Raw genomic sequence first — 23,950 nt, forward strand, 5'->3', positions numbered from 1 at the left:
GATTAAAAAATCATTCCTGCGTGAACGCTGGTACAATTGTTTACATCAGCTTTTTAGAGGCCCGGTGGCTATACGATCACAATAAACACAAACGAAATTGAAAACCAGAATTGCGATTCTCGGCGGCGGTCCGAGTGCACTATTCCTCTATAAAAAGCTGATTGAGTCAGCACAGCCAGACATTGAAGTTGATATATTTGAATCCAAAAACCAACTTGGATCGGGAATGCCCTACAGCACCGAAGGAGCTAATAAAGAGCATATCACCAATGTTTCGGATAATGAAATTCCGGAGATCGTCACCTCCATTGAAGAGTGGGTACAAACACTGGAAGATAAGCAACTTACCACCTTTCATATCGACAAAGATAAGTTCAATGAATATAAGGTGCTACCCCGACTTTTCTTCGGGCAATATCTGAATGCTCAATTTCATCTTTTGATTGAGAAATCTGAAGAAATAGGCTTAGTCACCCGTATACATTACGGATCTAAGGTGGTAGATATTATTGATAACAGCATGGATGGTCAGGTAGGAGTGAAGGTGGAAGGAAAAGAGATTGAAACATTTGACAAAGTTGTGATATGTACAGGTCATAAATGGCCGAATAAGAATGAAAAAAAAATTACCGGTTATTTTGATTCTCCCTATCCGCCTTCGAAACTGAGACTAAAACTCAATCATGCCATCGCAGTCAGAGGCTCATCATTAACTGCTATAGACGCGATCAGGACATTGGGCAGATCGAACGGAGAATTTAAAAAATTGCCTAATGGTAAAACAGCATTTGAAGCAGCAGATGGTTCTGAGGATTTCAGGATCGTGATGCATTCCCGCAACGGATTGCTGCCGGCAGTGCGTTTTCACCTTGAAGAGCCGCTGTTGTCTATGGACTCTTTGCTTTCAGAAGAGGAGCTGGATGCTAACAGGAAACAAAATGGAGGTTTCCTCTCTCTTGATTTCGTTTTTGACAAAGATTTTAAGGAACAATTTATAGAAAAGCAGCCAGCGTTTTATGAGAAGATCCGACACATGAACCTGGAGGATTTCGTAGAAACCATGATGGGCAGACGGGAGCGGAGGGAAGCTTTTGACTTGTTTAGGGAAGAATATACTGAAGCGCAGGAATCGATCGACAAAAGAGAGTCAATACATTGGAAGGAAATGCTTGCTACGTTAAGTTTTGCATTGAATTACCCTGCAAAGTATTTTTCGGCTGAAGATATGCAAAGGCTGCAAAAGTCTCTTATGCCATTGATCTCTATTGTCATCGCGTTTGTACCTCAAAGTTCATGTGAAGAACTGCTTGCGTTGAATGATGCGGGCAGGCTTGAAATAGTGTCTGTAGGTGACGATAGCGAAGTGGTTCCCGAACAACACGGTGGTGCTACTTATCATTATGAAGATGAACAAGGTCATCAGCTTAAAATTTACTATCAGACATTTATAGATTGTGTGGGCCAACCTCATTTGTCTTATGATGATTTCCCATTTAAGAGTATGTTGGAAAACGACACGATCAGTCCTGCCAAGCTCCGCTTTAAGTCAGATGACGCCGGAAGTAAACAAGTAGCTGAGGGAAGTAAAAAAGTTAGTCAGGGCAGTGATGAACATTATTATCTTACAGTTCCTGGTGTTACGATTACCGATGAGTTCCAGGTTGTAGGTAAAGATTCAAAACCGAATGAGCGTATATACATCATGGCAGTCCCTTATATAGGAGGCTATAACCCTGATTATTCGGGTTTAGATTTCTGTGAAGAGGCATCGAATAAAATTGTAGACCGAATGCTAAGTACTGAGAAAGTTGAAAAGTTGGTTTGAATTAAGCTTGTGGTATCAATATCCTCTGTTCGGCAATATATAGGATGGATAATGGTACCGAAGATTACCATTTCTACTGTAGCCCATCCGGGATTACCAACGATTCACACATCACAGTGCTTCGTGATAAAAATAAGGTAATCCCGGATTTGCTGGGTTCCTTGCACATCAACTTGTAGACTTCGCTTAATCAGAACCAATCCTCACGGCATTTTGCGCAAACCTTCCCACTTCACCTTCCAGCTACCATCCTTTGGGAATCCCGGATTCATATCTGATTGTCCTTCGCTCCCTGCGCACATCAGTGCAACGGCAGCCAGGATGCCTCCGTTACCCGGTAAGTATATAGTCAGGCGTCCATCCTGATAATTGTGTCCGTTTGGTAAATAGGTATTGGTGGTGATATTTTTAAATAAGGCGTTCACGGCCTTTTCCGGTTGTTTCAAACGTGTTGCAGTCATGGCAACCAAAGGAAAATCCCATCCCCACGTATGATCCCAGTTCCACACCTTTTCGACCAGATCGAATGTGCGAAGCATCGTGGGCTCATCCAGTTGATGTACTGCTGGCAGCGTACTGAAAGCCCCTAGTACGGCAGGGTGGTCATTCAGTCTTCTGTTTCCAGGCTCGTAGCAATCGGGTGTACTTTCCGTTGCTAGGTACACGCCATCTTTCACAGGTAAAGGAGCCAGATTATTGATAATTTCATCCCACTTTTCATTTCGGGGTAGTCCCGTGCGTGTGCGCCATTGCTGGGCTGTTTGCAAGGCCCAACTCCAGTAAGCGAGTTCATAAGTAGGATTGAAAGTTTCCATCGGATCGAAACACTCCTGGGCCGGAATGATTCCTTTGCCAAGATTGTATTTCCGGGTTGTGGAATCAAAATGTGCAAAGGATGCCATAAAGTCGGCAGTGGCGAACACAAGGTCTTTATAGCGTTCAAGTTTCGCTTTATCATTTTCGTCACGATAAGCCAGTTCTGCCAGATAAATGTAATGCGGTTGCTGCCAAATCAAAAAGGAACCTACAGAGGAAGGTGATTCTTCTCCCTGATGATCGGTCATTTTCTGCCACCGAATACCTTCAAATCCCTGTCGCTGTGCAAGTTTTTTTCCTTTGTCTGCAATCTGATCATACCAGGCGAGACTTTTTTCCAGGTATTGTGCTCTCCCCCATAAAGCGAAGTGGGCTGCATGCCACCAGTACATTTCCAGGTGTGGTTTGCCATACCAGCTGTTGTAGGTAAGTCCTGTTTCCTGTGGAGGGAAGTTGCCGCTGCATTGTACTTTGGTCAGATATTGGGATAAAACCACGCGTCGTTCCAGTTCATTGGCCCGTTTGTCGGTGCTGCCCTGGAAATCTACAGCTGCTCCGGATAGCCAGAATTTCTCCCAGTCTGTTTGACTGCTCACATTGGTTTGTTCAAAAGACGGAACCGAGGTAGGTGCTTCCTGACTGAACAGACATGTTATATCAAAAGTGCCCTTATTTTTTCCCGGACTGATCGTGAAGTAATGTGTGGATTGTTGTTCTGCTTTTGCAATGCCGGTCCACCGGGTAGATATGGAATAAATGGTTGTGTCCAGCTGATGCTGAATCACCGCTCCGTTTTGGGTTTGGCTACGAATATCTGAAAGATGTTTGTTGCTGTTTCCATAAAAGCTGCCCTCGTCCTTAAAGGCGCCATTGGGATAGGGAAAACGGAGACGAACTTTGATACGGCCTTGTTTTAAAAGATCAGACTGAATGCGGGATGCAATGGCATCTGACTGCTGATGGGCCACTGTTGTTACCACTACTTTTACACCTTCTACAGTAAATTGACTTGTAAGTTTACCTGTCCAGAGATCAAGTGTCTGGTTGATATTTTTGATGTCTGCGATCTTTGCCAGCGAACCATCTTTTTTAAGGATATCCAAACCAATATTACCCAATTGTAACCGGTGTTGATTGACACGGTAATATTCGGTAGCCTGCTTTCCTCGCTCCTGACTTTTCCCCTGTACCGAGTAGGATATTTTTCTACCAAACTGTTCATAGTCCTGCAGGGTCTCTTCAAACTTATACGCCTCCGGATTAGGATAGCTATGCCATCCCCATTCCGATTGCGTCCCAAGAGGCACGCCTTTTTGGTAATACTCAGGGAAACTTTGAAGTCCGGTTACATCGGCTGTGAATGCGAACGAGCCGTTTCCGACTGTGAGCGAACTGAGCGTGTCAGCAGTTTTGACAACCACCTTATGCCGGTCTACGACCTGCTTCCGGTTGATTTTTTGGGCGTTGACTTGTGTCAATATTCCGAAGGGAATGAGTAAGCCAAAGCAGATTTTTTGTAATGTACTGGTAATCATTGCAGAATGAATTGTGTTCTTTGTGGCTATGCCATAATAGAACCACAAAAGAAGATACGTCGGATAATTACCCGTTAGAAGACATTTTTTTTACTGATCTTTTTAGCTGCTAATCGGGGCAAGCGAGGGCGAGCACGGTTCGGGCCTAGTCGATTCGGAGCTTGATTCAGGCCGTATTAATTGCTATCTTCAAGCGTATTGCCCACAATGGTCCTTATGTACAATTATATTTAAATGCTATCATCCGCCGGATCTGCTTATTTATTATCACCTCATTAGTGTTTCCCTCTAACCTCTTTTCGTGACGCATGATCTAAATCGCCCCTGCTATTTTGTAGAAGGCCCAATTGGGTGTCCTGATAGAATGATCGCTAAAAATTTAAAATTAATCAGCTGTAACAGCAAAAACCAATCACCTTTAATCGACTGAAAAATAGACGATTATGGACAAAATAAAATATGGAAACAAACAAAGACAACAAATCAATCGAGAATATTGAGTTGGTTTTTCTAAAGCCTTCTGACTATGAAGAAATAAAAGAGATGATGATTGAGACCTATTCCAGCATGCCAAATGCGTATTGGAAGGAACATCACATCAACACCCTGATCAACATTTTTCACGAAGGCCAGGTAGGTATAAGAGTTGATAATGAGCTCGCCGGGTGTGCATTATCGATTATTGTCGACTATGAAAAAGTTGATTCCAAACATACCTACAGGGCAATTACCGGAAACTATAGTTTCAATACGCACACGGCCAAAGGAGATATTTTATACGGAATTGATGTATTTATACGTCCGAAGTTCCGTGGACTGCGTTTAGGAAGACGTTTATACGATTATAGAAAAGAGCTTTGTGAGAAATTAAATCTAAAAGGGATCGTGTTTGGGGGCCGCATCCCAAATTACCATCAATATTCGGCCACAATCTCCCCGAAAGAGTATATTGAAAAGGTACGTAACAAAGACATACACGACCCGGTTCTGAATTTTCAGCTGTCCAACGATTTTCACCCTGCCAGAATATTGCAAGGCTATCTTGAGGGCGATAAGGATTCAAATGAATATGCGGTGTTACTCGAGTGGGACAATGTTTACTACGAGAAACTTTCGGATCAGGCTGCTTTCAAAAAATCAATTATCAGGTTAGGCTTAGTACAGTGGCAAATGAGGCTGTACAACGATTTTGACGAACTCATGCAGCAGGTAGAGTATTTCGTGGATGCAGTGTCTGGTTACAGATGTGATTTTGCGCTGTTTCCCGAATTCTTCAATGCTCCTTTGATGTCGGATTATAACCATCTGGCCGAACCCGACGCAATCAGAAAGCTTGCGGAATATACAGACAGAATTGTTAGCCGGTTTTCTGAACTCGCCATCTCTTACAATATCAATATCATTACCGGAAGCATGCCCGAGGTAGTAGGGAACAGCCTTTATAACGTAGGTTATTTGTGCAAGAGAGACGGTGGTATCGAACGATTTGAGAAGCTGCATGTAACGCCCGACGAAGCAAAAGTATGGGGTATGCAGGGAGGGAACACGCTGAGAACCTTCGATACAGACTGCGGAAAAATTGGCATACTCATTTGCTATGACGTTGAGTTTCCGGAGCTTGGCCGCATCCTGGCAGATGAAGGGATGAATATCTTGTTTGTCCCTTTTCTGACTGATACGCAAAACGGCTATTCACGGGTAAGGAACTGCGCCCAGGCCAGGGCTATTGAAAATGAATGTTATGTAGCCATTGCCGGCAGTGTTGGGAATTTGCCAAAGGTTCACAACATGGATATTCAGTACGCGCAGTCCATGGTATTTACTCCCTGCGATTTTTCTTTCCCAACCAATGGTATAAAAGCCGAAGCGACCCCAAATACAGAAATGATATTGATTGCAGACGTGGATATTGATATGTTACGGGAACTGAACCAGTTTGGAAGTGTACGGAATTTGAAAGACCGAAGAACCGACATTTATTCAATCATGCGCAGAATCGAGAGCAAAGACAAATTGTAGAGATGGCTTGGAATAAATGTCCTGTAAAAATTTCTTTAAGGTAACTATTTCAGGGATCTCATATATGTTTAAAACATGTATGAGATCCCTGTTTGCGAGAATCGCGCTACAAACGCTAGACCATTTAGACTCCGATTACAAATCGCAGTAGGCGATGAAGTTGTTTCCACAAAAAAATCCTGCTCCTAAACTTTGACGTCTCAGAACAGGATTATAAACCACCTAACCAAATTTAACTTGTCTTGTCTTAGGGCTAATCCTAGCAGGAACTTGTGTAGATTGCTCCTACGTAATGGGTTCCGCCAACGGTGATACTGATCGAAAATACACCTTCGCTTGTTGGCTGTATGCTGAGGGAATGGAGAGTGTATGGAACCACCGCACCCGACATATTTCTGATTTCAACAATGGTTGGTACATCATTGAAAACGTTGATTTTTGCATAGAACGGTAATCCACTGTATCCACAATAGGCTCCGTTTGCCCATGATGCCATCGGCTTGGACGTACTGGTATTGAACTGAGTTGTACAAAGCAGCATAACAGCTGCAAGCATGATTCTTAAACTTTTCATAAACGCTGGTTTTATAAGTGATTAATTAAACAAATGCTTATTCAATGTACGCTACTAATCCTTGATCAATAACCCGGATTTTGCTTCAGGTTTGTGTTTTTGTCCAGCTCACCTTGTGGTATAGGGAACAATGTCCGCTGTTGTGTCTGCGGACGGTGGTTGAACCACTTCTTCGTTTGATGAACGCCAAAGCGGATCATATCCTGGCGACGGTGCGCCTCTGCTGCAAATTCCCATCCCAACTCATCAAAGAAGCGGCCGAATTTTACGTCGTCTCCTCCCTGAACTTCTGTAATCGAACCGTCTACTGCTTGTATACCGTAGTTATACTTACTTCCTTTGGCAAGATCAGCACCCGTTACGGTTGCTTTGGCAGGGTTAGCTTTGAATGCTCTTTTGCGAACATCTGTTACGATGACTGCAGCTTCATCCGCCTTTCCGGTTCTTAGTAATGCTTCGGCTTTGATCATCAGCACATCCGCGTAACGGAGCAATGGGAAATCATTATCAAGTGAACCGGTTGCGTTTGGCTTGATCTTGTATTTGCCGATTCTGTAGCCGTCAGTGGAAGCCGTTTTTTCAATGCTAGGAACGGCTTTGCCATAAGTAATGACAACATTTCCGGTTGCAGCACTTCTCTGGGCACCCATGATCCAGGTATCAGCAAGACGCGAATCTGCCGCGTCGTACGTATCGATAAACTGAGGAACGGCACAGTTTCCACCCCATGGTCCGGCGTTCATCGGATACACCGACTGGCTTAACGGATCAAGGGTTTTCATGTGGATCTGATTTCCGGTTCCGTAAATTTCGTCATAAGGAACTGCGAAGATGATCTCCTTGGAATTGAAGTTATTCCAGGTAAATATGTCCGAATAATTAGGATCCAAAATGTACTTGCCACTGTTTATCACTTCATTCGCCTGCTCTATCGCTTTAGCCCATTCCGCTGTACCTGTGTATACTTCCGCATTCAGATAAATTTTTGCAAGTAACGCCTTGGCTGCCCATTTGTTCATCTGTCCGTAAGTGGTTGATGCATTTTCACTCAGGTTAGGCATGGCTTCCGTAAGTTCCTTGATAATGAAATCATAAACCTCTTTGCGGGTACTTTGCTTTGGCAGGTTGATATCCTTGAAATCGGTTACTATGGGAACATTGCCATGGTTGTCCAGCAGCAAATAGTAGGCGAGTGCACGTACTGCTCTCAGTTCCGCAATGGTTGCTTCTTTCCCGGCTGTAATGGGTATTTCGTTATCTGCAATCTGCGAAAGTACCCGGTTGGCAGTGGTAATACTCCTGTAAGAACTGCCCCAGGCATTGGCTGGCTGAGACTGCAGGGACGTCCACGTGTGGTAATGCATACGCTTATAGGTTCCGGCGTCATCCCACCCATTCGGACGGGAAGGTGTTACAATGGCATCTGCCGATTCTTCCTGCAAGTCAAAGTAGCCATGCCATCCCAGCATCAAAGAACGCAGTGATGAATATACCGGTGCTACAATAGCTGGCAAATCCCTTTCGGTAGGCTGGTAACTGCTGGCCAGAACCTCAGAATATACTTCTTCGTTCAGGTCTGTACAGGAATATAGCGTTGCTGCTCCGAACAGTGAAGCCAGCATAATGATTTTCGTTTTGTTACTTTTCATCTTTTCAAAAAGGTTTTGTTGATCAGAATGTTACGTTAAGTCCGGCGGTGAAAGTACGCGTGGTAGGGTACTTGTCGCGGTGGTCATTGCCTGGGTCGAAGCCGGTGATACGAACACCCTCAGGATCGATACCGGTGTAACCTGTGATCGTGGCAAGATTAAGTCCTGATACGAAAATGCGCGCATTCTTTATGCCCTTGATGGTATTGGCAGGTAAAGAATAACCAAACGTCACGTTGTCAATTTTCCAATAATCTCCTTTTTCAATATAATGCGACACATATACCAGGTCATTATTCAGCACCTTGCCATCGATAGGATCATATGCAGTCTTCAGCATATTGTAGGCTTTGTTTCTGGTATTGTTGTAATACATGCTCTGGAAGTTGAGTACGTCGAAACCAAAAGCTCCGCGCATGTTTACTGATAGATCGAAATTCTTATAACGCACGGAGTTGTTCCAGCCTGCATTGTGTTTTGGAATACCATTTCCATAATACTGACGATCTTCCGGTTTGGCATTCACGATAGGAATAACTTCACCCGCTTTGTTTTCAATGAGCCATCCTCCATTGTCATCGATACCTACACTTTTCCATACGAAGAATCTGCCAATAGGTTGACCCACCTGTACGCGATGTGTCGACGTTTGAATAGGTTCGCCCGTAGCACCTGCATCGAAGAAATCATTCGCTGCCTGGAACTGGTCGTTAGAAAGGCTGACCAGTTTGTTTCTGTTGCTTGAATAGGTAAAGCCCGTATTCCATTGGAAATTATCCTTCTGAACAGGAACGATGTTAAGTAATACCTCTATACCGTCATTCTTCATCCGTCCTGCATTGATAAGCATATTGGCTGTCAGGTAGGGTGGAACAGGTACAGGGAAATTATAAAGCAAATCCTTCACGTTACGGCTGTAGTAATCAATAGAACCGCTGACGCGATTTTTATAGAAACCAAAGTCGATACCCGCATTAATTTCCTCTTTTTTCTCCCATTTCAGGTTTGGGTTGAAGTTACGCGCCGGGTTGAAGCCAGGCACCCATTTACCACCTACAAATGCACCCTGTGCACGATCAAAATTATAGCTGATCTGTGATAAGTATGGATTACCTGCAATGGTACCGGTTACTCCGATACCTGCACGTAGTTTAATCTCAGATACGTTCTGGAAGCCTTGCATGAACTTCTCCTTACTTAGTCTCCATCCGATAGAGGCGGCTGGAAAAGTACCCCATTGATGGTTTTCGCCGAAACGTGACGAACCTTCCTGGCGTATACTTGCCATGAAAAGGTATTTTTCGTCAATGCTGTAAGTCAAACGGCCAAAGAATCCGGCAAGCTGCCATTTACTCTTATTGCTTCGCATAGAAGCCTGTCCTCTTTGTAAAGCACCACCTGCTCCGAGATTGTTCCAGTCGTATGCGTCAGTCGGAAAATCCCAGTTGCTTGCATCGAACCACTCGTTGGTAGCATCCTGCCAGCTATAACCACCCAGTACCGTGAAGCGATGTTTTCCAAATGTCTTGGCATAATTCCCTGTAAATTCCAGTAAGTTTTCGTTGTTGGCAGTAGTGCCTCTGAATGCAGTAGCATTCTGATTACTTAGTCTTGTATTGGTATGATTGAATGTGGTAGAACTACCTTCCAGATTGTCATTCCGTACATTAGATACAAGCAATTTGAAATTCAGGTCGTCGATCGGAGCATAATCCAGACTTCCACTCATCCGCATCTCTTTGAAAGTCGCATCGTAGTTGGACTCCATGATTCTCGATACAGGGTTTTCGTAGAAGTATCCATCCCTTTCCTGCCAGCCCCCTGCTTCCGTTCTTACGCGGTCAGTAGGGTTACGGATGATGGCCTGACGGTAGATGTATCCGTAAGCAGCATCATTGTCTATAGGACTCACAGCCCCATTGGTTCTTCTGACCTGATTGATAATCTGGATGTTCGTTTTTAACTTGTTATTGAACATCGAGTGGTTGAGATCTGCACGACCGGTGAAACGGTTTTGGCCGGAGCGAAGGAAAATCCCTTCCCAATTACGGTAGTTGACAGAGGCCGTGAAGTTGGTCTGGTTGTTACCTCCAAAGAATGTAAGGTTGTGGTTATGGCTGACAGGCGTTTGCATAATCTCTTTCAGCCAGTCCGTGTTGCCACCGTAATCGGTGTAAGCAATACCTTCCGATATTTTCTGACGATAGTCATCACCAGTTAGAAGCTCGGGACGACGTGCGATAGTCTGGAAGTTCACATAGTTATTGTATTCAACTGTGGTACGGTTCGCAGCAGACCGATTCTTACGGGTCGTGATCAAAATAACACCACCTGTAGCCCGTGTACCGTAGATTGCAGCCGCAGAACCGTCTTTCAATACGTCAACAGATTCAATGTCTTCCGGAGCTACAGTATTTAATCCCCCTGGAATACCATCGATCAGGATGAGCGGATTGCTGGTTCCGTTGATGGAATTGATGCCACGAAGGTTGATCTGATTCTCCGAAGTAGGAGATCCGCTTGGCGTTGTAATCCGCAATCCTGCCACTTTTCCCTGGATCAGAGAAGATGCATCACGAACGGCTCCCTGAATAAAATCTTCTCTTTTAATACTCGCAATTGAGCTGGTAACATCGCCTTTTTTCTGCGTACCATACCCAACCACAACGACTTCTGTCAGTTGCTTCTGGTCGGATTCGAGTGCAATGTTGAAAGTATTTTGATTGCCAGTTGCGACTTCCTGAGTTACATATCCTATGTAACTCAGCACAAGTGTTGCATTTTCGGGAATTGTCAATCTGAATTTACCTTCCGCATCGGTGGCAGTTCCGAGTGTGCTGTTTCCTTTCACGACAACAGAAACACCCGGCAAAGGATTGTTGTCTTCTGTAGAAGTTACAGTCCCGGTGATCTGGCGGTCGGCGGCCATTACTGCACCAGAAAGCAACAGAATGAGCCCCATGCTGTACAACAGGAAGGCGGGAATACGCTGTGTAATCCTCAATAATTTTCTTTTCATTTTGATTAGGTTAGAGATGTTCACTTTTTTTGGATTGAATGCTTTCGGGAAAGCCTGGTAGTTCGTACTTTATTTATTCATGGGCATGTTGGTTTAAGGTGGTTTGCGGCTGTTACTAATTATTGTTATTGGACTTTCATGATTCCGTTCATAATGCGCCAATGGCCCGGCACGGTGCACAGATAAGGATATTCTCCCGGTTCTTCAGGTGCAATGAATACGAGTGTCGCGTTCCCTTCAGGACTCACCAGTTCTGTGGCGTGCATAATTTCCCTCATTTTAGGTATGTAGTTTAGTTCAAGTGCATTTGGCTCGCGTGCCAGCACATCGGCTGCATTGCCCACCTTTTCCAGACTTCCCGGTAAAGCGATAAGTAAGTTGTGTTGCATGAAATCGGGATTGGTGAAACGAAGCGTCACTTTCTGCCCCGGCTTAACTGTGAAGGTCTTTTTGTCAAACTTCATTTCATGCTCGATCACTTTAAGATTAATTGTTACCGGAGTTCCTTTGCCGGTTTTTACTTCGGCCGGTTTCCCGGTTGGGGTCACAGCAGTCATTTTATGATCATGTTTGTTTTTGACCACCTGGTTCAGGTTCAATGTACTTTTTACATCCAGCCAACCCATGAGTCTTGAACTGCCTCCGTAGTCACCGACAGGGCTGTTGCGATCATCCCTCCCCAAACGGATATCATCCGGGACGAATGGTTTTGAGAACAGGGAAGCAGCTTTTCCGGTCACCGGTTTTTCGTCCTCAATCGCCAGGGTCATCACGCCGCCTTCGGATAGTGTTGCTATTGCAGTGAAGCGGTCGCCAGGTAGCTTTTGATTGGAAGTAACCTGATAAGATTTACCATCCTGTTTGATCAGCCAGTGCAGCTTGGCGTCTTGCATATAGAGACTATATCCGTTAATTTTGTCGCCTTGTGATACTACAACACCATTCAAGTCTTCCTGCGCTTTTGTAATAATCGCCTTGATGTTGATTTCCTTTTCTGTAATAACAGGAGGAAAAATAGGAGGGGACCACAGGTTTAGCATGTAGGTTTCCTGAACCAAACCGCGTTCGATTCTCGCCGTCAGGGTAGAGTCTTTTAGTTTCTCAGCTGCAATTTTAAAACCCGCTTCATGTTTGATTACGCCGGAGAATATAGCCTGAGCGATGTATTCGTCTGATGCATTTTCTGAGTTTTGTCCGGCCAGATACAGCATCCTGCCAATTTCCTCAGAGGCTGGCAGATCCGCCAACAATTGAATAGCTGCCAATCTCACTTTCAGATCCGGATCATTTAAAGCATTGGTCCATTTCAGTGCCGAAAGTGCCTTATCATTTCTTGGCAGAAGTTTCACTGCATTTTTCCGCACGCCTGCGGCAGGGTGACGCATTGCGCGAACCACTGTGTGGTAGGCCGGCTCGTTTTTCCCGTCCAGAGCACCAAGTCCATCAAGCGTCCATAATGCGTGAACGGCTGTACTGTTCAATCCGATTTCATCGACAGATTGGTCATTGACCAGCTTGATAAGATCGGGAATCAGCGTGGTATGCTTCTGCTCTACGATCAGTCGCTGCGCTGTAGTGCGCCAAAACATGTTATCGTTTTTAAGACCTGCGATCAAAGAAGCAGGATCGTTTCTGTCCAGCTTCACAGGCGTGTAGGGTTTGGCATTTTTATATACCACACGATAGATACGACCATGTTTGTTATCTCGAAGCGGATTGATGTAGGCATTGCCTTTTCCGTTTTCAAATCCACGTGGAGTAGGGTTGTGCTGAATGATAAAGCTATACCAATCAGCTACCCACACAGCGCCATCCGGGCCTACTTCCGCATGTACAGGAGAGAACCATTCGTCAGAACTTGCCAACAGGTTAAAACCATTCTTCTCTTTGTAGCCAGCTCCCTGTGGCTTGAGCAAAGCCTGATACAACAGGCGACCTGTCGGTTCACATACAAACGCTGTTGCGTTCCAATACGATTTCGGGTAATTACGTGCTGTATAAAGATTATGTCCGGCCGCAGCAGTGAAGCCACCGTGGAAATCCACCTGGCGAAGGCTTGGCGTCAGGTAGTTCATGTCGTAATGCGAGTCAAGCTTATAAACGGTATTGCCCGAACCTTCCGAAACAGATCTTTTTACATACTCCAACGGCAGACCAAAATGCCCGCTGTAATTGCCGTTGGCTGTAGAAATGAAAACCTCAAAATCTTCTGAAAAACCAAGTCCCCATGTATTGTTGGAGGTGCGCCCGATGTATTCCAGATTTTTCCCATTCGTATCAAACCGGTAAATACCCTGACTGAAATTGGAAGGCTTGCCATTGACCTCGCCACGGTATCCTGCGTAACCCAACACACCCCACACTTTGTTATCCAAACCGTATTTCAGATTTGAGGGGCCAGCATGTGTATCGCTCTTGCCCCAGCCACTAATGATATTTTCGCGAACATCCGCTTTGTCATCTCCATTTGTATCTTTCAGGAATATGAAATGAGGAGCCTGGGCTACGATCACCCCGCCATTTGCAAAAGTGAGGCTTGTTGGGATATTCAATCCATCTGCGAAAACGGTAAATTTATCTGCCTTTCCGTCGCCATCCGTATCTTCACATATTTTGATTCTGTCTTTACCTGTCCCTTCTTCATTACGGATTTCATTAGGGTAATCTTCTGTTTCAATCACCCAAAGGCGACCTCTTTCATCCCACGCCATGGCGATTGGCTTTACCACATCCGGCTCAGAAGCAAATAGCTGCAACTCGAAATCAACAGGCACCTGAATCAGTTTTTGTGATTCCGCAGGGGAGAGGGGTAGTTGGAATTTTGGAGCAGGATCGCGCTTTTCATAATTGGGAACATCCGCATCTTTGAGTTCAACAACCGGAAATTTAAAGCTTGCCAACGATTTTTTAGCCTCATCATTCACTGCCCAGAAAATACCATTGGCAACCAGGTCATGAAAACCTTTCTGTTTCCAGGTGCGCTCATCATGACCGTATGCAGTATAAAATACACGTCCTTTTCCTTGTTGTCTGACCCAGGTCCAGGGTTCGTGATGGTCGCCTTCCACACGTTCCTGAAGCACAGTGATATCCGGATTCAGCTTGGTATGTACATAGGTTTCATCCCAGGTCTCAAATGGCTGCAATCCGGCCATCACCGGATGTTCAGCTGTGATGATTGGGGCTGTGAAAGTTCCGTATTTATGCGTGTGAAACTGTCCTCCTGTTGCTTTGATATACCAATCTGAATTCTGAAAACAGAATGAGGCTGAATGCAATGGAATCATCGCCTTTCCGCCTTCCACGAATTCCTTCAAGGCCGTTTCCTGCGCCGGTGTAATCAGGTTATGATTGGCATAAATGATAATACCGTCGTACTTATCCAGTGTTTCTTTATTTAAGGAATTAGGATCAGAGGTATACGTCATGTTGATGCCCTTCTGAAACAATGGCAACGAAAGCATCGGAAAGAATTTTTCCGAAAAATGGTGTTTGCTGTCGTGTCCCAGAAAAAGGAGTTCCAGACGGCGGCCTTCCACTTTTTCAGAGGACTGGCCTCCCTGCTGGGCAGTCTGGGTTTTCTGCGTACAGCTGTTGATCAGCAATAAATAGGTTAAAATAAACAGTAACTTTTTCATTATGATGAGCAGTTTGCCGGGAGCTGTAATTGATTTAGATATTTGTTTTCAGACTTTCCTTGTTACGTTTCGGAGGAGCTACTTCCAGCAGTTTGTTTACGAAGAAGTCGCGCTTTTTACGGCGACCATACGTACCACCATCGCTATGTCCCATTCCGGGAACTACAAGTAATTCAAAATCTTTCTCGGCCTTGATCAACGCATCAGCAACGCGGTAGGTCGACTCAGGAGGAACATTGGTATCTGCTTCACCTACGATCAGCAGCAGATCGCCTTGTAACTTGGCGGCATTGGTGATGTTAGACTGCTCATCATAATGCTTGCCCAGCGGATAGCCCATCCATTGCTCATTCCACCACTGTTTGTCGACGCGGTTGTCGTGGCAGCCACAGGCAGATACTGCCGCGTCATAAAAGTTGGGATGAAATAGCAGAGCTCCCAGTGAATTCTGCCCGCCAGCAGAGGTTCCGTATACACCTACCTTAGTATCGTCAACATGCGGATACTTCGCTGCCAGCGCTTTCATCCATGCGATACGGTCAGGAAAACCACCATCTGCCAGATTTTGCCAGCAAACATCATGAAATGCTTTTGACCTGTTGGAGGTGCCCATACCATCCATCTGTACCACGATAAAGCCCAACTCCGCCATGCTTTGCATTTCACCATAATGACGGAACGCCTTGGGTGTAAACGAGTCCTGTGGACCCGCGTAGATATTTTCAATAATCGGATACTTTTTCTTCGGATCAAAATTGCTCGGGCGGTAAACGATACCCCATATGTCGGTTTTGCCATCCCGTCCTTTTGCCTTGAAAATTTCCGGTAGTTTGAAACCCAGCGCGAGGTATCCAGATATATCCGCTTCTTCCAACTTGCTGACCAATGAGCCATCAGCAGTGCGGCGTAATTCTGTTACAGGCGGCGACATCATTGTAGAATAGTTATCCAGATACAGACTTCTGTCCGGCGAGAAAGACAGCTGATGCGTGGCCTTGGCATGGTCAGTCAGTTTCACCAGACCTGTACCATCAAACTTAATTCGGTAATAATGGATATGATAAGGATCTTCATCCTGATTCATGCCACTGGCGCGAAACCATATTTCTCTCTTGGCTGTGTCGACACTGTCGATGTCGCGCACTACCCAGTCACCCTTTGTGATCTGGTTTTTCTCTTTACCGGTCAGTTCATCCACGAGATATATGTGCCTCCATCCGTCTTTCTCCGACACCCAGATAATCTCATTTTTTTCGGGCTGATAATGCGTGTAAATCATATTCTGGTAGATGAAAGTATTTGTTTTTTCATCTATCACGTTTCGAGTGTCTCCGGTTGCAGCATCGACGTCAATTACTCTGAAACGCTGATGTCCGCGGTCTGCTTTTTCATAAGTAAAATGCGTGTTATCGTTGTGTCTCCAACGGATCACGGGTGCATTAAAAAAGTCTATCGCTTCCGATTTCACTTTAACCGTTTTACCCGATTTTACATGGAGGACGTGCATTTCATAACTGGTAAACTCATCGCCAGGCTGCGCGTATCCGCGGGTTTTCACTTCGCCTCTTGTGGTATTAGGGAGAGAGGAAAGAATGATGCTGATCTGTCGTTCTTCCTGGGGCGTAATGCGGTAGCAAACAATATAGGCGCCATCTGGTGACCAGCTTAACTCACCATATGGTTTGAGCGGATTACCATCAAATGTAAGCTGAGCTGTTTTTTTGCCATCTGGCGTACTGAGATAGATATTACCGTTTTTTACAAATGCTTTTTGCTTTTTGTCAGGCGAAATGCTATCAGCTCTGAAGCGCTGCCAACGGCTTCTCTGGCGTGTCCAGCCCAGCTCCTTAGGCTTATTTACAGCAGGTTTATCAATTTTAACCGCTTTATCGGTTTCCGTGTTGTAGGAAAACCATTTCCCTTTACTTTGTATATACAAGGTTTTCCCAGGCTCATCAATGCGAATATCCTGTAACATGAGTTTAGGACCCGAAAAAGTGCTGTCGGTGGCTTTGCTCAACGCCTGAGCTATTTTCTGATTATCGAAAAGTTTGGTTTTCTTTCCCTGAGATGCATATATATACTCTGTAAGGCTATCCTTAAGTACGTTTTTATACCAAAATGACTGGCCATCTGCCTGCCAGCCTGGCTGAACATTCGATTTGAGTACGCTTCCCTTGGATAAAGAGTCTGAAAGCTCCATCCTTTTATAGGAAGCAAGTAGCTCTGCCTGGCTTGGCTTGTAGGCAGGCAACGATTTTTGTGCTTCGCATTCTATTCCAGTCAGAATAGCCAAAAGAGCCCCAACACCGGCTACTGAGTTCCTCGTGAATTTTGTAAAAGCGGTCATTTGTAATGAGTGAGTATGGAATTGTTTAGGCAATAGTTTTCCTGTCTTTCTTTTTGGGAAAGTTTTTTTTATTCAAAGTCAGGTTTCGTTATGTGGTATTTGACGCTGTCAGGCTTTTTTACCTTACTGCTTTCCGCCAGTATTTTGGGCTATCATCGCTTGCTGCATGCATTTCCTTTCTCTGCTTTTATTCCTCAAGCTTGTGGTTTCTCATCTCTGAAACCGCCGGAGTTGTCAGGTTGAACGGATCTACAATAACCAGGCTGGCGAATAGCCTATAAATTCTTGTTTTATTCTATTTGTAAAATTACCGTTATGTTACGCCATAAACTTGGTGGTATTTAGCGGCTTTTTTACCGATATTAACTTGTATGGATGCAAGGTTTGGTACAATGCCAATTTGAAGGCATTATATTCCGTATATCAGCCAAAACGTAAAATAAAATAAGTAATGCTGTTTTTGGATTCGATAAAGTGTTGTAAAGAAGTACCGGGAAGTGATGAAAACCGAAGAATAGCTTCAAAATACAGAAAAATCAAGCAGGTTATTCATCGGTTCGAATGAGGAGGATTGTTAAAATCCGTATTTCCATTTTTGGGCAATAGCTATCGCGGTCTGAAGCATTTCGGGTGCCCACTGTTCAATATGCCACGCTGAAGAACGCAGGGAAGATGCGTGCAGCATTTGTTGAGCGTGCTGTAAATCCGTAGCACACTCAAGAATTTGAGAAAGTTGTTGCTGTTGTTCATAGAGAAGCATATCCTCGACAGGCATCGAACTAATATTGACGGAAGTATTGGGCAGGAATTCGTTCGTAACTGTCAGGTTGTATGTTCGTAAGTGTGACTTAACGATAGCGTCCATTCGATTAAAATCTGACCGAAAATGAATTTGACTCTCTTCGGTGGCCAGTGCGGAGCCAAGCTGTTCGAGCACGACGAATTTCAGGTTGGGGCACAGTGGGATGGTTTCGTTCAGTAATTGAAAAACTTCCTCAGGAACGGCGTCATCATGTGTATCACGTCGGATCAACTTATCAGAAGCGAGTGCCTGTTCCCAACTTCCACCCGAAATATGGATTTCACGGACCCTCTCTAATGGATAAGCCGCAAGTAGTTGCCGGGCAGGGATATTAAAATTATGTATTTGGCAATAGACATTATGCAGATCAAGTATCAGGAACCCGTTCACTTTTTCGGTTAATTGATCAAGAAAATCTCCTTGCTTTTGCACTTCATCATAGGAATAAGCAAAAGCCAGATTTTCTAAGCCGACTGGGCATTGGCACACATCCTGAATCCGCGCCAGTCGATCTGCACCTAAATCAACTGTGTTTTGAGTAAAGGGTATGCTGATCGGAGCTCCCTTGTGAAAGTCGGTGCCGGTCATAAAACCAAAATGCTCAGATATATGATCGAATTGAAAGTCACTGCAAAATTTTGCCAGTTTATTGAGCCATTGTTGCTGCTCAGGCAGCCACTTTCCGGAAAATATGGAAAAATAAACACCGTGACCAACGAGCCGGTTGTTGCGAGCGTATTCAGCAACCAGTTCTACGAACCACGAAGGGATTTGCTCATACTTATGTAAGGCATCGAACGACCATTCGATTGCCTCAATTTTTTCCATCTCAAAAAGAGGAATGGACGCCAACAGAATATTGGCGTCCAGATTACATGATAGGGATGAGTAAATTTCACGCATGGAATGGATTTTATCTTATCAGCCCATACCACAACCCGGACATGGATCTACCTGTTTATTCTTGGTGACTCTTTCTCCTTCCGGATTGACGTCACTCACGCTGCAGGCTGTTACTGATGTAACTACCACAGCAGCCACTACGGCTTGTAAAACTGCTTTCGGAATTTTCATACGGCCAATACAATTATATTTTATAAAAGTTTCAGAATGATGATGCAGAACGGCCGGTAATGGTTGTAAACGAATCAACTTTTTTTGTAATTATTCTGTCCTTTTCAAATGAAGCTGTTGCCTGGCACGATCCAGGGTTACACAACAATTAATCAATAAATTAATATTACCTGACCGCATGTGATTCAGGATGTTGACCATTTCATGTAGATAAACGCGTGCAAAGCCCGGATCACCTTCAACGATGGATCGGGCGTTGTCCGTCAAATCAGCATATTTAATAGAATGTACAATGGCCGTGGTTTTTCCAAGCCTTTCCACTTCCCGTTTTTTTCTTTCTCTTCGATTTAGGTCCGGATAGGTTTCTTTCGTAAAAACATCGGTAATACCAATAACACCCTCCATAATAAATGACACCAATGCCTGGCTATAGCCCGTGGTGGTCAAATGGTCCTTCAGGTTGGCCGGCGCACAATCGGTATCTTCCAATAAATCGTGACACAGTGCGATTTCAATTGCACCTTCCGTTTTTTCATGAGCTGCCACCAATTTGGCCACTGCAACCAGATGATGCCAGTAGGGCAGTGGCTCATACTTTCTCTGCTGATCGCCGTGCCAATGTTTTACAAATTCTAAAAGTTTATGTTGTCTTGAAGTCAGATCCATACCACACTATTTTTGTTTCAGCTTATAAAGCCAAAAAAAATATACCGCTAAAATTTGTGTTTCTCAAAACATTAATATTACTTTGCCTATCGATTTAGTAGATTTATTGAGAATGAAGGGAGAGGTTAGGCTCTGTGATCTTCTGGCAACCTATTATCTTATTAAGGTGCCCCAACCTAATTCTATTGATAAATCCCGATATCCCACAAAGTAAGTGTTGGAGGCAATCACCGGTGGTTGTCTTGATTTTATGGAATTTTAATTTTTAGATTGTACATGGAGATATATTGTGATAATGCAGCAACTACTTCCCTTGACCCTTTGGTAATTGAAGCTATATTGCCCTATCTGACTCATCATTATGGGAATCCTTCGTCTTCACATTGGGCTGGCAGGACCGCCCGTGAGGCTATTCATGCATCCAGGCAAAAGGTAGCAAGCTTAATCGGAGCTTCAGCTGAAGAAATATTTTTTATGTCGGGAGCTACAGAGGCTAATAACCTGGCATTGACAGGCGCTATCCGATCAAATGATATCAGCCATGTCATCACCAGCAAAATTGAACATAAAGCTGTTTTACAGCATCTGTCGCATCACGAAAAGGCAGGAGATATAGAGGTCAGCTATGTGAAACTGGATGATTTTGGCAATGTGGATCTCAGACATCTGGAGGTATTGCTGGATCATAACCCACAATCACTGATCAGTCTGATGCATGGAAATAATGAAATAGGTAACATTACCAATATTAAAACCGTGGGGGAACTGGCTGAAAAGTACAATGCTGTATTTCATACGGACACCACGCAAACCATGGGCAAACTTCTCATCAACGTTTCTGAAGTGAATGTGGATTTTTTAGTAGGATCTGCACATAAGTTTCATGGTCCAAAGGGAATCGGCTTCATATATATCAACAAGCGAAATCAGATTAAGCCGCTCATTGTCGGAGGCGGTCAGGAGAACGGACAGCGAGGCGGAACGGAAAATGTTGCCGGTATCGTCGGCCTTGCCAAGGCACTGGAGGTGGCCTACAAAAGCAGGGCGGTTGTACAAAATCACGTAGCAACTTTGAAGAAACATTTGATAGCAAGTTTGGATGACCTCACTATCGGCGGGATTACATTCAACGGTGAAAGCCGTTCTGAAAGTAAAGGTCTTTCTAATATTGTAAGTGTTGCATTTCCTGCTTTACTTTCAGGAAGCCTGGTAAACCAGCTGGATCAGTTAGGAATCGCGGTGTCGGGTGGCAGTGCATGTTCGAATCTGCGGACCGGCGGTTCACATGTGATCAGCGCTATATATAAAAATCCTGATAAAGAAATCGTACGATTTTCTTTTAGCAAATTTAACACATTGGAGGAGGTGGATCACATTATTAAAGCGATCATCAGAATTTACCAGTCTGATCAGGCAGAAGATGTGCTGTCATTACAAGCTTCTATTCCGCTTGCATCATAAACTTGTACGAGCCAGTCTGCGATACAGGCAGACTGGCTCGTGTTATTAATTGAGATGACTGAATCGTTGCAGCCATAATTTTTTAAACTTGTCTATGCAATTGTACTTGAGCTTGGAGTACTTCACCGGGTCAGTTTCTCCAATTTTTTTGCCAATTTCTTCGGGCTTAAATCCCCAGTAAGCCCAATCCATAATTATTTCCCTGCAAGGTGAGCACATTCTGTCTAACAGCCTGATAATCTGACCCATCTCTTCCCTGGCTTCTATTTGTCCGGTAATATTCTGCGCTTCATCTCCTAATTCCGGGACCTCATCCATATACTCAATTTTACTTGATGCATGCTTTCGAATAAAGTCAACGGTTTTAAAATATAATATTTTGTAGAAATAGGTAGAAAGGCGACTATCTCCCCTAAAGGTTTCATTTTCAATGTGCTTTAATACCAGCATAACTGTGTCGGTATATAGATCACCCAGTGCAGTTTCGTTGAGTCCGGTCTCTGAATGAATTTTAAAAATATACCCTTTATATCCGTTAATGAGCTGATTAACACTTTTTTCTCTTTCAACACCACCATTTCTGAGTGCCAGAATCAGTGCTGTTTCATCATAATTACTTTGAAAATAATTCATAATGGTTTTCCATGTTTGGTTACGAATTGTGTCCTGATGATAGGATTATTCGGCCAGCGGAAAATCAACTTAAACGAAATGTATCGGCATACAGATTCCTTTTGTATCAAAAGTTAATTCTTGACACAATCAAATCATTTTGCCAAACTGTCGCAAACAGTGGATTTACAGATCATTGTTTCAACTACATCATCGTCCAGCATATAAAATATATCATCAGAACCTTTAAAGCGGGTTCCATGAAGTAGAACTAGAAACGTTGAGTGGTTGTGTTGCCGGAATGGCTGGGATGTTGATGTAATTACGAAAGTATTGATCTGGCTGACCAGACACAGAAATACTATGTGGATGACTTGGGAATATGTGAGTTGGTAGTCATCTGCAGCTTAGGTTGAATTTTAGTGAATAGTAAATTTTTCATACATGAGGATTTGGAATAAATTAAGAATTAACTGGGTTTATACTGGCAAATATATCAACAATTATGAAAATTCATTCTATCAATACAAAATAATTTCTATCAAAACAGAGAGAAGTGAAATATTTTAGTAGAATATATTCACCTTAACGATAGATATTAACACACATATCAGTGATATTATTTCAATTTTTACAATATACAACTCGCTGAAAATGAGCAAAATCTAAATTTTATTAAATTTTTTTTTGGAATAATACAGGAGAATTCTACTTCAGAAACGACTAATGTAACAGCGCCGACAGAATGGGGTGCATATTAACTCTCCTCAACGAAAGAAAATATGAAGAAACTAACCTTGACGGTGGCAACGCTACTGAGTGGATTCCATGTGCTTGCTCAAAACAACTCTTCGGTTGTAACGCAAACCGGAGATTACAATAGAAGTATCGTCAACCAGACCGGTACACACACCTCATCTGTTCTTCAGACGAGCAACTCGGCTCTACCTTCACAAGAAAACGTGACCGATGTGAGCCAGAAAGACATCGCTGCCTACAACCTCAAAGAGAGTAATTCGAAAGTTGAGCAATTTGGTCACTCACACACTACTATGGTTATTCAGGAGGGTAATAACACACTTGAAGCGTACATAGGTGCAGATGGCGCATTCAACCAAAATAATGAGACCTATTCAAAACAATATGGGTCAGAAAATGCTGGTTTACAAAGAATCGAAGGACAATTGTCCGGCGGTTCCTATTTGTCCTTAAGTCAGGGTGGTGCTGGTAACCAATCTGATCAGCTTGCACATCAGGCCATTGATTCGAAAGGAGCTGTGGTACAGTCCGGAAACAACAACGATGCTTCGCAACGTATTGAAGGTATAGATAATGAAGCCAGAATACAGCAGACATCAGATGGCAACAGTGCATTTCAACAAATTATTGGTCTAAACAGCTCTGACAATTATAGTATTATCCAGCAGAGTGGTGATGATAACAATGCCCGAATCATCACTGAGGGTAGTAGTAATAGATTCGACGCTACGCAACTGGGAGACCGCAATAGCGTAGTGGGAATTGCGGGAACAGCTTCATCGAATGCGCTTCAGCAAGGAGATGGCAACAACATTTTGCTTAATCAGATAGGAGACGATAACGCTTTTCATATACGTCAGTCAGGTAACGACAACCGTATCACAGGATCCAGCGTCTCCGGTGCTTTACAGTTGGGAAACAACAATACCGGGATTTTTTCTCAGGATGGCTTTGGGTTGAAAATCATTTCAGATCAATTTGGAAACAACAACATGCAAACCGTGACGCAGACGGGTATCGGAAGCGAATCAATCGTATTTCAGTCGGGGGCGGGTAACATGGCTCGTGTGACCCAGGCAGATCAGTAAATCTGAATCTATCAGTCTAGATTACTTCATATTTCACACTTTTTTAATCCTTTCTCATTTTAC

14 protein-coding genes and 1 riboswitch are annotated in these 23,950 nt (G+C 43.8%); of the genes, 4 read left to right on the forward strand and 10 right to left on the reverse strand.

Features of this window, described 5'->3' with window-relative positions:
- Nucleotides 1-97: 97 nt before the first annotated feature.
- Complete coding sequence (locus tag AC1XUE_RS01275; protein ID WP_483354116.1) at nucleotides 98-1,825, forward strand: FAD/NAD(P)-binding protein; 1,728 nt, start codon at nucleotides 98-100, stop codon at nucleotides 1,823-1,825.
- 203 nt (nucleotides 1,826-2,028) lie between these two features.
- Here AC1XUE_RS01275 and AC1XUE_RS01280 read toward each other — a convergent pair whose 3' ends face one another.
- Complete coding sequence (locus tag AC1XUE_RS01280; protein ID WP_483354117.1) at nucleotides 2,029-4,176, reverse strand: hypothetical protein; 2,148 nt, start codon at nucleotides 4,174-4,176, stop codon at nucleotides 2,029-2,031.
- 459 nt (nucleotides 4,177-4,635) lie between these two features.
- Between AC1XUE_RS01280 and AC1XUE_RS01285 the strand changes: the two genes are divergently transcribed.
- A complete protein-coding gene (locus AC1XUE_RS01285) occupies nucleotides 4,636-6,195 on the forward strand; it encodes a GNAT family N-acetyltransferase (protein WP_483354118.1) in 1,560 nt (519 codons plus the stop codon).
- Between the two features lie 259 nt (nucleotides 6,196-6,454).
- Here AC1XUE_RS01285 and AC1XUE_RS01290 read toward each other — a convergent pair whose 3' ends face one another.
- The 8 genes from AC1XUE_RS01290 to AC1XUE_RS01325 all read right to left on the reverse strand — a co-directional run bounded on the left by AC1XUE_RS01290 (nucleotide 6,455) and on the right by AC1XUE_RS01325 (nucleotide 19,967).
- On the reverse strand, nucleotides 6,455-6,769 hold the full coding sequence (locus AC1XUE_RS01290) for a hypothetical protein (RefSeq protein WP_483354119.1): 315 nt from the start codon (nucleotides 6,767-6,769) through the stop codon (nucleotides 6,455-6,457).
- A gap of 65 nt (nucleotides 6,770-6,834) precedes the next feature.
- Nucleotides 6,835-8,418 (reverse strand): RagB/SusD family nutrient uptake outer membrane protein, encoded by a 1,584-nt coding sequence (locus AC1XUE_RS01295; RefSeq protein ID WP_483354120.1) that lies wholly within the window; start codon nucleotides 8,416-8,418, stop codon nucleotides 6,835-6,837.
- 22 nt (nucleotides 8,419-8,440) lie between these two features.
- Nucleotides 8,441-11,437 (reverse strand): SusC/RagA family TonB-linked outer membrane protein, encoded by a 2,997-nt coding sequence (locus AC1XUE_RS01300; RefSeq protein ID WP_483354121.1) that lies wholly within the window; start codon nucleotides 11,435-11,437, stop codon nucleotides 8,441-8,443.
- Between the two features lie 125 nt (nucleotides 11,438-11,562).
- Nucleotides 11,563-15,075, reverse strand: a complete 3,513-nt coding sequence (locus tag AC1XUE_RS01305) for a PVC-type heme-binding CxxCH protein (protein WP_483354122.1) — start codon at nucleotides 15,073-15,075, stop codon at nucleotides 11,563-11,565.
- A 34-nt stretch (nucleotides 15,076-15,109) separates the two neighbouring features.
- Nucleotides 15,110-17,425: a S9 family peptidase gene (locus AC1XUE_RS01310; protein WP_483354123.1), complete on the reverse strand. Its 2,316-nt coding sequence runs from the start codon at nucleotides 17,423-17,425 to the stop codon at nucleotides 15,110-15,112.
- Nucleotides 17,426-17,999: 574 nt separating this feature from the next.
- Nucleotides 18,000-19,130 carry a multinuclear nonheme iron-dependent oxidase gene (locus tag AC1XUE_RS01315; RefSeq protein WP_483354124.1) on the reverse strand — a complete coding sequence of 377 codons (1,131 nt, stop codon included), beginning with the start codon at nucleotides 19,128-19,130 and terminating at the stop codon, nucleotides 18,000-18,002.
- Nucleotides 19,131-19,148: 18 nt separating this feature from the next.
- A complete protein-coding gene (locus tag AC1XUE_RS01320; RefSeq protein ID WP_483354125.1) occupies nucleotides 19,149-19,301 on the reverse strand; it encodes a chryseobasin-related MNIO class RiPP peptide in 153 nt (50 codons plus the stop codon).
- Between the two features lie 90 nt (nucleotides 19,302-19,391).
- Nucleotides 19,392-19,967, reverse strand: a complete 576-nt coding sequence (locus AC1XUE_RS01325; RefSeq protein ID WP_483354126.1) for an HD domain-containing protein — start codon at nucleotides 19,965-19,967, stop codon at nucleotides 19,392-19,394.
- 100 nt (nucleotides 19,968-20,067) lie between these two features.
- A riboswitch (SAM riboswitch) is annotated at nucleotides 20,068-20,162 on the forward strand.
- An 81-nt stretch (nucleotides 20,163-20,243) separates the two neighbouring features.
- Here AC1XUE_RS01325 and AC1XUE_RS01330 point away from each other — a divergent pair.
- Nucleotides 20,244-21,428 carry a cysteine desulfurase family protein gene (locus AC1XUE_RS01330; protein ID WP_483354127.1) on the forward strand — a complete coding sequence of 395 codons (1,185 nt, stop codon included), beginning with the start codon at nucleotides 20,244-20,246 and terminating at the stop codon, nucleotides 21,426-21,428.
- A 45-nt stretch (nucleotides 21,429-21,473) separates the two neighbouring features.
- On the opposite strand, the gene AC1XUE_RS01335 is transcribed toward AC1XUE_RS01330, so the two are convergent.
- Nucleotides 21,474-22,061, reverse strand: a complete 588-nt coding sequence (locus AC1XUE_RS01335; protein ID WP_483354128.1) for an RNA polymerase sigma factor — start codon at nucleotides 22,059-22,061, stop codon at nucleotides 21,474-21,476.
- A gap of 761 nt (nucleotides 22,062-22,822) precedes the next feature.
- Between AC1XUE_RS01335 and AC1XUE_RS01340 the strand changes: the two genes are divergently transcribed.
- Nucleotides 22,823-23,887 (forward strand): hypothetical protein, encoded by a 1,065-nt coding sequence (locus AC1XUE_RS01340; RefSeq protein WP_483354129.1) that lies wholly within the window; start codon nucleotides 22,823-22,825, stop codon nucleotides 23,885-23,887.
- Nucleotides 23,888-23,950: the final 63 nt, after the last annotated feature.

This window comes from Dyadobacter sp. HNCC25DJ187, assembly GCF_056895255.1.